General features: G+C 71.0%; 1 protein-coding gene. It reads right to left on the bottom strand.

Annotated features, from left to right (window positions below; all coding sequences use genetic code 11):
* Positions 1–215: 215 nt before the first annotated feature.
* A complete protein-coding gene (locus E1212_RS18075; protein ID WP_162605535.1) occupies positions 216–12,479 on the bottom strand; it encodes a right-handed parallel beta-helix repeat-containing protein in 12,264 nt (4,087 codons plus the stop codon).
* Positions 12,480–12,569 lie beyond the last annotated feature (90 nt).

The raw sequence follows: 12,569 nt of genomic DNA, 5'->3' as shown, positions 1-12,569 counted from the left end.
CGGCGCGTTCCCGCCCCGCGGCGAAGGTCCCTCCCACGACCGCCGGCGGCGCGGCTTCAGCGCCGCCGGCCCCCAACGCACAGCGAACTCCCGCCCCACCAGGCAGGCCTGGCGGAGCGGGAGTCCCACCCACCCGTTCGGATCAGTCGGTCACGCGAGCGGGGTGGCGGTCACGGCGAGGGGCGCCGTGACCGCCCTTTCCCGGGGGGAGGTGCTCAGCTCGAGGCCCCGAAGGTCACGACGAGCTGCGGGGTGTTCTCTCCCTTCTCCCGGCTGTGGAAGGACTGCTCCGGTCCGGCGCTGGCGCCCTCGGTGGCGTCGCGGACGACGAAGCCGTGGTTGGCGCCTGGCGCGTACATGGCCAGCACCTGCTCCGTCACCGTCCAGGTCCGCCAGCCGCCGCCGGACGGCGCTGTCGCCGGCGTCCCCGTGGTGGCCGGCTGGTTGCCCCAGGTGACGCCCGACTCCGTCCACGCGGCCGTCGCCCGCAGCGCCTGCAGGGTGCGCCCGGAGACGTAGGAGTCGGAGTACATGCGCAGGGTCGCCCCGATGACCTCGCAGCCGGACGGCGCTGCCGGGAGGGCGAACCGGACCGCCGCACGGACGTTCTGGTTCGACGACTTCGACATCACCTTGAGCGCGGAGTCGTCGCCCTTGTTGGTCGACGGGCTGCCCTGCTCGAACCAGGCGTCGGTGCTGGCCGGGACGGTGATCGGGGCGCCGCAGTTGATCGGCACGGTCCAGGTCGACGTCGCGGGCGTCGCGTCCACGTTGCCCGCCGCGTCGATGGCGCGGACGGCGAACGTGTGCTGCGACCCGACCACCAGGCCCGGGTAGGTCTTCGGCGACGAGCACGCGGTGAACGCGCCGCCGTCGATGGAGCACTCGAACGACGTGCCCTGCTCGTCCGCGATGAACTCGAACGAGGGGACGCTCGCCGCTCCCGGCCCGGAGGTGATGGTGGTCTGCGGCGCCGTGGTGTCCGGTTCCGGCGCCGGTCCGATGGTCAGCACGAGCTGCGGCCGGTTGCTGCCGCTCTCGCGGCTGCGGAACTGCTGCTCGTGGTCGTTGTTCTCAGACGCGTCGCGGATCAGGAACCCGTGCTCCGCGTTCGCCGTGTACATCGCGTTGACCTGCTGGGTCACCGTCCAGGTGCGCCAGCCCGTGCCGGAGGACGTCGTCGCCGGGGTGCCGGTCGTCGCCGGCTGGTTGCCCCACGTGACGGCGTTCTCGGTCCACGGAGCCGCGACCCGGATCGCCTGCAGCGTCCGCCCGCTCCGCGACGACGTGGCGTTGAGGCGCAGCGTCGCGGACGACACCGCACACCCCTCGGCCAGGTCGGGCAGGTCGAACCGGACCAGAGCCCGCAGGTTGGAGCCGCTCTTCGACATCACCTTGAGGGTGGAGTCGGTGCCCTTGTTGCTGGACGAGCTGCCCTGGTCGATCCAGGAGTCGGCGACCGCGTCGAGCGTGACGGTCTGCGTGGTGCAGACCGGCGGCTCGGCGATCGTCCACGTCCGGGAGGCCGGCGTCGCGTCGGTGTTCCCGGCCGTGTCGGTCCCGCGCACCAGGAACGTGTGCTCGCCCGGCGTCAGGTTCGTGTAGACCTTCGGCGAGGTGCACGCGCCCCAGGCGCCGCCGTCGATGAGGCACTCGAAGGTCGTGCCGCCCTCGTCGGCCGAGAACTCGAACGCTGCCGTCGTGGTGGTCACCGAGCCCGTCGGGCCCTCACCGATCGTCGTCTGCGGCGCGGTGATGTCGGCCGGCGTGACCGTCCAGGTGCTCACCACCGGGCTGCCGTCGGGGTTGCCGGCCAGGTCGACGGCGCGCACGGCGAACGTGTGCGCTCCGGCCGCCAGTCCGGTCAGCTCCGTCGGCGAGACGCAGGCCGCGAACGGTGCGCTGTCCAGCGAGCACTGGAAGGTGCCGGGCTCGCTGGAGCTGAACGCGAAGGTTGCGGTCGTGGCACTCGTGGTGGCCGGCGGCGGCGTCGACGTCAGCATCGTCTGCGGCGGCATCGCCGGCGTGACCGTCCACTCGTGCTCGGTCCAGTCCGGCTGGACGTTGCCGTTCGCGTCCGTCGCCTGCACCGCGAACAGGTGCGCGCCGACGCTCAGGCCGGTGTAGTCCACCGGCGACGTGCACGGCTCCTCCACCCCGTCGAGGAAGCAGACGAACGTGGAGCCCGGCTCGTCCGAGACGAACTCGAACGTGGCCGACGTCATCTCCGTCGAGACCTCCGGACCGGACGTGATCTCCGCCTCCGGCGGGCCGTCCACCTCCCACGTGTACGTGTCGGGTGTCTGGTCCGCGTTGCCGTGGACGTCGACGGCGCGAACGGCCAGCTCGTGCTCGCCCTCGGCCACGCCCTCGAGCAGGTACGGAGTCGGGCAGTCACCGAAGGAGCCACCGTCGAGCGCGCACTGGAAGCCCGCGCCCGGGTCCGGCGACGAGAACGTGAAGTTCGCGTCGACGGCGGTGGAGACGGCCGGCGGGCCGCTCTCGATGACGGTGTCCGGCGCCGTGGTGTCGGCCGGTGCGTCGACGGTCCAGGAGAACTCCTCCGGCGACTCGTCCACGAAGCCCTCCGGGCTGACCGCGGCGACCTGGAACTGGTGGTCGCCACCGCCGAGACCGGTGTAGCCGTGCGGCGAGGTGCAGGGCAGGAACGGACCGTTGTTCAGCGCACAGGTGAACGTCGACCCCGGCACGTTGGACTCGAACGCGAAGCTCACGTCCGCGCCCGACGGGTCGGCCGGCGTGGTCAGCAGCGTCGTCTCCGGCGGGCCGACCAGGGTCCACTCGGCGACCGCGACGGCGCCCACGTTGCCGGACATGTCGACCGCGCGCACCTGGAGCTCGTGCGGCCCGACCAGCATGCCCTGGACCTCGTGGGGGCTCTCGCAGGGCTCGAAGCCGGCGCCGTCGACACTGCACTCGAACGTCGCGAACGGGTCGTTCGCGCTGAACGTGAACAGCACGTCCGGCAGCGGCGTGGAGGCCGGCGGCGTGGTCATGAAGGTGACCGCCGGTGCCACGGAGTCGCCGCCGTAGGTGAACGGCAGGCTCGCCGGTGTCGGGTCGATGTTGTCCTCCGCGTCGATGGCTCGCACGTAGAACACGTGCGCACCGGGCTCGAGCGGTTCCGGAGCCTCCGGGTTCGGGTAGGTCCACGGGCTGGTGCACGCCGAGAACGCGGCCTCCTCGGCACTGTCCATGCTGCACTCGAACAGCAGGCCCGCGGGGGTCGTGACGTTGTCGGTGCCCGTGAAGGTGAACGTGGCCGCGCCGGTCGGGTCCGCCGGGCCGCCCTGGATGACGGCGTTCGGCGGGACGGTGTCCAGGCTCGGGATCACGGTCCACTCGTACTCGGTGCTCTCCAGCTGGCTGGCGCCCTCCGGGTCGGTGGCGAACACGCGGAACACGTGCTCACCCACGCTCAGGCCGGTGTACGTCATCGGCGACGTGCACGGCGCGAACGGTGCGAAGTCGAGCGAGCAGTCGAACGTGGAGTCGGCGACGTTGGCCTCGAACTCGAACGTGGCCGTCGTCTCCTCCGTCTCGCCTCCGTTGGGCGGTTCGGTGCCCTGACCCGGCTCGAACGCCGGCCCGTCGGTGATCCTCGCGATGACGCCCGTGATCGTCCACGTGTACTCGGCCGGGGTGAGGTCCGTGAGCCCCTCGGAGTCCGTGGCTCGGACCCGGAAGGTGTGCGGACCGACCTCGGTCTCGTCGAACTCGTGCTCGACCGCGAAGAAGCAGGGCTCCCAGGCGGCGTCGTCGATGGCGCACTCGAACGTCACGTCGGGCTCGTTCGACGAGAAGGTGAACAGCGCCTCGAACAGCGGCGTCTCGGCCGGCGGCTTGAGGTTGATCTGGGTGTCCGGCGCGACGCCCGGAGGCAGCGGCACGTACTCCCACTCGTACACCGCCGGTGTGGAGTCGACCAGCTCGTTCTCGTCGACCGCGCGCACCTCGAACCGGTGCTGGCCCGGGCTCACGTTGGTGTACTCCTGCGGGTTCTCGCAGTCCGCCCAGGCCGCCTCGTCGGTGCTGTCGAGACGGCACTGGAACTCGAGGTTGCCCAGCGGGGTGATGTCGTCGGTGCCGATGAAGGTGAACAGCGCGTTGCGGCTGCTGCTCGGGTTCGACGGCTTGTCGACGATCTCGGTGTCGGGCGCACCCGGCGCGGGGCCGATGATGCACACGATGGTGAAGCACTGGGCCGGCTCGGCGTTGCCCGAGGCGTGGTTCTGACCGCCGTCGACGGTGTCCTCGTGCGCGTAGATGCCCCAGCCGTCGTTGTTGTTCACGACGTTGGCGGTGACCGTGTGCCCGGCGTCGTTCACCAGGATGCCGCCGCTGCCGTTGTTGCTGGCGTTGTTGGACTCGATCAGGTTGCCCTGACCGGACGGCGCCTGGCCGGACACGTAGATGCCCTCGCCGTTGTTGCCGCCGGCCGTGTTGGAGCGGATCACGTTGTCGAACGACTCGCTCTCGACCGAGATGCCGCTGTCGGTCGTGCCGCTGGCGTTGTTGCCCTGCAGCAGGTTGTTGCTCGACTGGATGAGCGAGATGCCGCCGGAGTTGAACCGCACGTCGTTGGCGCGCAGCTCACTGTCGTCGGCGCTGTCCAGGGCGATGCCGGTGGCGCCGGCCGAGCCGACGGCGTTGGCGATGAAGTCGTTGCCGCTGGACTCCATGACGCTGATGCCGTAGGACCCGCTGACGGTCGACGAGTTGCCCTGCAGGACGTTGTCGTTCGATCCCGCCTCGAGCGAGATGCCGGTGCTGCTGGTCGCCGACAGCTGGTTGTTCAGCAGCGTGTTGCCGGTAGCGGCCAGGAGCGCGATGCCGGACTCGCTGGAGCCGGTGACGAGGTTGCCCTCGACGCGGTTCCCGCTGACACCGTCGAGCCGGATGCCGTCGCCCGGGTTCAGGCTCAGCTGGTTGTTCAGCACGGCGGCGCCGGTGGTGCCGCCGGACAGGACGATGCCGGCCGTGTTCTCGTTGACCGTGCTGGTCCGGACGGTGTTGCCGCCGTCCGTGCCGTTCAGCCCGATGCCGGCGTCCTGGTTGGCGGTGGCGAGGATCGAGGCGACGACGTTGCTCGCGACCCCGTCACCGAGCTGGACCCCGAAGTCGAAGTCCGTCACGGAGCCGTTGACGATCGCGACGCTGTCGAAGCCGGAGTTCCGCACGCCGGCGCCCTGGCCGGACCCCTCGAGGAGGTGCCCGCCGAGGTCCAGCGTGATGCCCGCGGCGCCGATGATCAGGCCGTCACCGCCGCAGCCGGTCAGGTCGTTCATGACCAGGGTGCTCTGCGTGATGGTCTGCCCACAGCTCACGGTGGCGGGCACCGGTGCGGCGCCGACGGTCCAGCCGTACTCGGCCGGCGAGGCGTCGACGTTGCCCTCACCGTCGATCGCCCGCACCAGCAGCGTGTGCGCACCGACCGAGAGGCCGGTGTACGTGGCCGGCGAGGTGCAGTTCACGTACGGCAGCGCGTCGAGCTTGCACTGGAACGTCACGCCCTCCTCGTTGGAGGAGAAGGTGAACGACGCCGTGGTGCTGACGGTCATCGCGTCCGGCCCGGAGTCGATGGTCGTCTCCGGAGCGACGCCCGGCGGGGGCGTCTCGACGGTCCAGGCGTGCTGGGCCGGCGTCTCGTCCACGTTGCCCGTCCAGTCCGTGGCACGGACGTCGACGACGTGCTCGCCGATGCCCAGGCCGGTGTACGTGACGGGGTTGGTGCACGGTGCCCAGGCGCCGCCGTCCAGCCGGCACTCGAAGGTCACGGTCGTGGCGTTGTCGCTGCCGGTGAACGTGATGGTCGCCGAGGTGCTGGTGGTCGGGTCGCTCGGGCCGGAGACGATCGACGTGTCCGGCGCCACCTGGTCGGTCGGCAGCGGCGGTCCGCCGTCGCAGTCGACGTTGAAGCACTGGATCACTCGCTGCGTCACCGGGTCGATGCCGCCGCCGACGTTGCCGAAGGCGCGGTTGCCGCCGCCGTCGACGTTGATGCCGGCGACGCTGCCGGTGGCCGCGTAGATGCCCCAGCCGCCGTTGTTGTTCGCGACGTTGCCGCCGATCATGTGGCCGAGGTCGTTGACGGCGATGCCGTCCGCGGCGTTGCTGTTGGCGGTGTTGCCCTGGATCAGCGTGCCGGAGCCGGGCGGCGCGAACGAGTTGACGGCGATGCCCTCGCCGTCGTTGGCGATCGCGACGTTGCCCAGCAGGACGTTGCTCAGCGACTCGTCGCCCACCTCGATGCCGACGCCGCCGTTGTCGCTGGCGTTGTTGGCCTCGACGTGGTTGCCGCTGGACCCGCTGAGCGCGATGCCGCCGGTGTTGTAGCGGACGTCGTTGTCCCGGATGAGCGAGCCTTGGGCGGCCTCCAGCTCGATGCCGACGTCACCGTTGGTCGTCGCGGCGTTGCCGACGATCTGGGTGCCGTTGGACTCGAGGACGATGACGCCGGCCTCGCTCTCGGAGAGCGTGTTGCCCTCGATGCGGTTGCCGTGCGAGCCCATCTGAACCATCATCGCGGCGTCGGAGCTCGTGTTGACCTCGTTCTCGCGGAACACGTTGGTGCTCGAGCCGTCCAGCTGGACACCGGCGTTGCTGGTGCCGTTGATCTGGTTGCCGGCGAAGGTGTTGCCGCTGGAGTTGAGCAGGTAGACGCCCTGCTCGGTGCTCCCGCTGATGATGTTGCCGGTGACCGACGCGTTCTGCGTGCCGGCCTGCAGGAAGACACCGATGGCGTTGCCCGCGATCTCGTTGTTGCGGACCGTGTTGCCGTTGGTGCCGTCGTCGGCGTTGGTCAGCTGGACCGCGGCCGTGATGGTCGACTGCAGCGTCAGTCCGTCGACGATGTTCATCGCGACGCCGGAGTTCAGCGAGGCGCCGAGGTCGAACTCCTGGACGGTGCCGTTGCGGACGGTGACGGAGTCGAACCCGTCGTTGCGGATACCGGTGCCCTGCCCGACGCCGTCGATGATCCGGCCGTCGAGGTCGACGGTGATGCCGTCGGCGCCGATGACCAGGCCGTCGCCGCCGCAGTCGGTCAGGTCGTTGCTCACCAGCGTGCTCTGGGTGAGCACCTGGCCGCAGGTGACCGTCGTGGCGACCGGGGCGGCGCTGACCGTCCACAGGTAGCCGGCGGGCGACTCGTCCACGTTGCCGGCCGGGTCGGTCGCGCGGACCTGCAGCTGGTGCTCGCCGACGGTGAGACCGGCGTACTCGGCCGGCGAGGTGCACGCCGCCCACTCGGCGGTGTCGAGCTTGCACTCGAACGTCGCGCCCGCCTCGTTGGACGAGAACGTGAACGTCGCCGTCGTGTCGACCGTGGTGACGTCGGGTCCGGAGTCGATGGTCGTCTCGGGGTCCGTCGTGTCGTCCGGCGGGATCACGATCGTCCAGGTGTGGACGGCCGGGGACGCGTCGGTGTTGCCCGCGACGTCGCTGGCGCGCACCTCGAACGTGTGCTCGCCGAGGCCCAGGCCGGTGTACGTGGCCGGGCTGACGCAGTCGCCCCAGGCGCCGCCGTCGAGCCGGCACTCGTAGGTGAGGAACGGACCGGGCGTGGCGTTGTCGGAGCCGCGGAAGGCGAACGTCGCGTCCTCGGACGTCGACGGGTCCTCCGGGGCCTCGGCGATGGTGGTGTTCGGCGCGAGGTCGTCGTCGCCCGGCGGGGCCGGGACCACGGTCCAGGTGACCTTGGCCGGGGTCAGGTCGACGTTGTCGTACGGGTCGATCGCCCGCACCTCGAACACGTGCTCACCCGACAGCAGGAACGGGTAGACCTGCGGGCTGGAGCACTCGACCCAGTTGTCGACGTCCGGCGGCTGCGGCGGCTCGCCCGGCTCGGGGACCGGCGGCGGCGGGTCCGGCGGCGCGTCCAGCCGGCACTCGAACCGCAGCGCGGTCGCGGGCGCGAGGTTGTCGGTGCCCGTGAACGTGAACTGCTGCGGGGAGAGCGAGCTGGAGCCGCTGGCCGGCTGCGTCAGGATCTGCGTGTCCGGCGCGGTGAGGTCAGGCGGCAGCACCGGCGGGGCCGTGCCGGGCGCACAGACGACGCCCTCGCACTGCTCCGGCTCGGCGTTCCCGCTGGCCAGGTTGCCGCCGCCGTCGATCGTGAGCACGTCGGCGCTGATGCCCCAGGCGAGGTTGTTGTACGCCTCGTTGGCCGTGACCTCGTGGCCGCCGCCCTCGACGGAGATGCCGTCGGAGAGGTTGCCGACGGCCTCGTTGCCCTCGACGACGTTGCCGTCGATCGGGACCTCGTTCGGGTCGAGCAGCTCCGCCGTCACCGAGATGCCGGCGCCGCCGCCGTGGTTGGCGATGTTGCCGCTGACGACGTTGCGGTGGGCGGACTCCACCCCGATGCCCTCGGCGCCGGTGTGGCTGACCTCGTTGCCCGTGACCTGGTTGTCGTGCGAGCCGACCACCAGGATGCCGCCCGGGTTGAACCGCGCGTCGTTGCCGCTGACCTCGCTGTGGTGCGAGTTCGACAGCGTGATGCCGGCGCCGCCGGACAGGTGCAGCACGTTGTCGGTGACGACGGCCGCGTCGGAGTCGTCGACGGACACCCCGGAGTCGCTGCTCCGGGTGGAGGTGTTGGCGTCGACGACGTTGCGGTGCGAGCCCGCGTGGATCGCGATGGCGGCGTCACCGGTGTCGGAGACGACATTGCCGGAGACGACGTTGTCGCTGGCGCTCTCGAGGTAGATGCCACCGTCGCTGTCGAGGAGCGGGTCGTGCGTGAGCCCGCTGACGGTGTTGTCCTCGACGCGGTTGTACCCGGAGTCGAACAGGTAGACCTGCCGGCCCAGGTTGCCGCCGAAGGTGTTCCCCTCGATGAGGGCGCCCTCGGTGCCGAACACCGCGGCCACGCCGTCGCCGTTGAGGTTCATCGTGTTGTCGTGGACGTGCACGCCGTAGCGGCCGTCGTCGGCGTCGTGCAGTTCCACGCCGGCGATGAGGTTGTTCTCGAGCGTGAGGTCGTGCACGGAGCCGTGCTCGCCGCCGCCGAGGATCCGCACGCCGTAGCCGAACCACTCGATGGAGCCGTTGCGGACGTGGACGTTGGCGTGCCCGGCGTTGCGGACACCGGCGTAGAGGCCCTCCTCCTGACCCGGGTCGACCACCAGGCCGCTCTTCAGCGTGTGCCCGTTGAGGTCGAGGATCAGGTTCGGCGCGCCGATGACCAGGCCCTCACCCATGCAGGTGAGGTCGTTGTCGATCCGCGTGCTCTCGGTGATCACCTGGCCGCAGGCGACCGTCTCGGCCGCACCCGGCTCGTCCGGCGTGGGCGGCTCGGGCGTGCCGACCTCCTGGAACCGCAGCACCAGCTGCGGCGGCGTCGGCGGCTCGAGCACGGCCTCGCTGCTGATGAACGAGCTCTCGGCACCCGTGAGGTCGCCCTCGGCGGAGTCGCGGATCATCCAGCCGTGGTTGGCCGAGGCGCCGTCGAGCATCGACTGCACCTGAGTCGTCATGGTCCACTCGCGGTAGCCGGCGCCCGAGGTGGTCGCGACAGCGGCGCCGGTGGTGCCCGGCTGGTTGTTCCAGTTCAGCTGCGACTCGTCCCACGCGGCGTCGGTGGCGACGGCCTCGAGCGTGCGGCCGGCCTCGCCATCGCCGTGCAGGCGCAGCGTCGCCCGCTCCAGGACACAGGTGTCCGGGACGTCGGGCAGCGGGAAGCGCACGTACGACCGGGCGTTCTGGTCCGGCTCGTTGGACCGCACGACCAGTTCCTCGGACGCGCCGAAGTTGTCCAGCGGCACACCCTGTTCGACGTGGGTGTCGGCCGTCGCCTGCAGGATGATGTTGGCCGCGGTGCAGCTGGTGGGCTCGGTCACCGTCCACGTGTGGGTGGCCGGCGTCGGGTCCACGTTGCCCTCGCCGTCGATGGCGCGCACCTGCACGGTGTGCTCACCCGGCGCCAGGTTCGAGAACACGGCGGGGTTGAAGCACTCGAGCCACGCGTCGGGGTCGACGGTGTCGATGCGGCACTCGAACTCCAGGAACTGCGCCGCGGTGCGGTCGTCGGTGCCGGTGAAGGTGAACGCCGCGGAGTTGCGGTCACTCGGGTTCGGCGGGGTCTCCTGGAAGACGGTGTTCGGCGCGGTGCCGTCGGGCTGGAGCTCGAAGGAGTGCGACGCCGGGCTCTGGTCGACGTTGCCCGCACGGTCGATCGCGCGCACCTCGAACAGGAACACGCCGTCCTCGACCAGCTCGACCTGCCACGGGTTCGGGCAGCCGACGAACATCTCCTCGGGGTCGAGCGGCTCGGTCGGGTCCGGCGGCTCCGGCGGCTCACCCGGCTCGAACTCGAGCAGGCGGCACTCGTAGAGCAGCTCGTCGGCCGGCGTGACGTCGTCGATGCCGGTGAACGTGAACAGCGACGTGTTCTCGGTGTCCTGGATCGGGCCCGAGACGTACGCGGTGTTCGGCGGGCTGACGTCCGGTGCGGCGAACGGGCCCTCGTACTCGAACGCGCCGCCGTCGCACTTGTTGTCGTCGGGGTCGACCTGGTTGCCCTGCGGCCGGCTGACGCCGCGCTGGTCCACCGTCGGGCACGGCTCGACGCCGCCGTCGACGGCGAAGCTGTCCTCGCGCAGCGCCATGGTCATGGTCGGGCCGCCGTTGTCCGCGACGGCGTCGAGGCTCGCGGTCACCGCGTTCTGGCGGTCGCGCATGCCGCGGAAGTGGCAGGTGTCGCCGGAGTCGAGGTTGCCGCCCTCGGACCCGATGGCGAAGTTGCAGTTCGGGCCGATCAGGTTGTCCGAGACGATCGTGTTGCGGAACATCACGCTGGTGCTGGGCTGGATCGGTACGGCCGGGACGGTGACCTCGCCACCGACGCCGCTGGCCGCGGGCGCGCTGTTGTGCGCGATGGTGGTGCTGGACACGTGCACCGCGGCGTCGGCGTCGATGTAGAGACCGCCGCCTCGCACCTGGGCGAGGTTGCCGGTGATGGTGACGTTCTCGTAGTTCGCCTCGGCGTCGCCCAGGCCGTAGATGCCGCCGCCCAGGCCGGTGTCGTCGGAGAACCGGGCGATGGCGCGGTTGTCCCAGAACGTCGACGCCTCGACCCGCAGCGCGCCGTCCGCCTCGTTGGCCAGGCCGCCGCCGTTCTCGGCGGTGTTGCCGCGGACCGTGGTCTCGCTGATCGTGAAGTCGCCGCTGCCTTCGCTGAGGATGCCGCCGCCGTCGAGCTCGGCCTCGTTGCCCGTGATGGTCAGCCCGGTGACGGTGACCCGCGCGGCCGCGTTCAGCAGACCGCCGCCGGCCTCGGCGCTGTTGCCCGTGATCTCGGTGTTCTCGATGTTCACCGAGCCGTTGTTCTCCAGCGCGATACCACCGCCGGCGGTGCCGGCCTCGTTCTCGGTGAAGCGCGACGCCTCGACGACGACCGGGCCGCTGCCGCCGGCGAACAGACCGCCGCCGGAGCCCTCGGCCACGCCCTCGACCTCGACCCCGGCCGCGTTGCCGGTGAAGGCGACGTCCTTGACGGACACGGGGCGCTCGACGCCGGTGAAGACACCGCCGCCGTCGCCGACCGCCGAGTTGGCCTCGATGGTGCCGCCGCGGATCGACAGGCTCGCCTTCGAGCCGGCGACCACGCCGCCGCCGTCGCCGTCGGTCGCGTGGTTGTCGGTGATCGTGTTGTTGGTCAGGTTGAGCGCGCCCTCGTGGTCGACCATGACGCCACCGCCCGAGGCGGCGGAGTTGCCGTCGACCGTGACGCCGCTCATGCTCAGGCGGCTCGGCACGCCGGTCAGGCTCGGCTCGCCGGCCCCGAACACGCCACCGCCGTTGTGGGCGGTGTTGCCGGTGATCGCGCCGCCGGTGATGGTGACCGTGCCGGTCAGCGCGTAGATGCCGCCGCCGTCGCCGACCGCCTCGCTGTCGGTGACGTTGACGCCGTTGAGGCGGATGTTGCCGCCGGACGCGGTGTAGAGGGCACCGCCCTCCTCGCCGGCGAAGCCCTCACGCAGCGTCAGGCCGGAGAGCGTCACCGCCCCGGCCGTCTCCTGGATCTCCAGCACCCGGTCCAGTGCCGTCTGCTCCGGCGGCGACCCGGACGGGGCGTCCCCACCGTCGATCACGGTCGCCGCGGCACCCGCACCGTTGACGGTGACCGGTGCGGTGATGTCGAGGTCGCCGGTATCGGCGCCGTTGTCGCCGGCCGGCGCGATGGCCAGCTCGAACGTGCCGGCCGGCACCTGGACGACGTCGGGCGCCGTCGACGCGTTGGATTCCTGGATCGCGGCGCGCAGCGTACATTCGCCCGCCCCGGTGAGACACATGCCGTCGCCCACATCGGCGTCGGCCGCATCAGCTGTACTGGTGACCACGAAGGTCTCGCCGGCGAGCGCAGATGGCGCCGTCAGCGCCATGATGCCCGCCACCGTGCCCAAAGCCGCGAGTAACGCGACGATGGCACGGAATCGGCCGCGCGTGACGCGCATGCCGAGCAGAGTCCGCCCCTTGAGCATGACAATCCCGCCCCCCTGCGGAGGCCCCCCACGGGTCTCTCCGCATGCCCCACCTGGATATCG

This window comes from Jiangella ureilytica (assembly GCF_004348545.1).
GTDB classification, from domain to species: Bacteria; Actinomycetota; Actinomycetes; order Jiangellales; family Jiangellaceae; genus Jiangella; species Jiangella ureilytica.
Note: the sequence above shows the minus strand (reverse complement) of the source record. Positions and strands in the feature narration are given on the sequence as shown.

Coding starts and splice junctions, on each gene's coding strand:
- E1212_RS18075 (WP_162605535.1), bottom strand. CDS start 12,479: ATGCGCGTCACGCGCGGCCGATTCCGTGCCATCGTCGCGTTACTCGCG.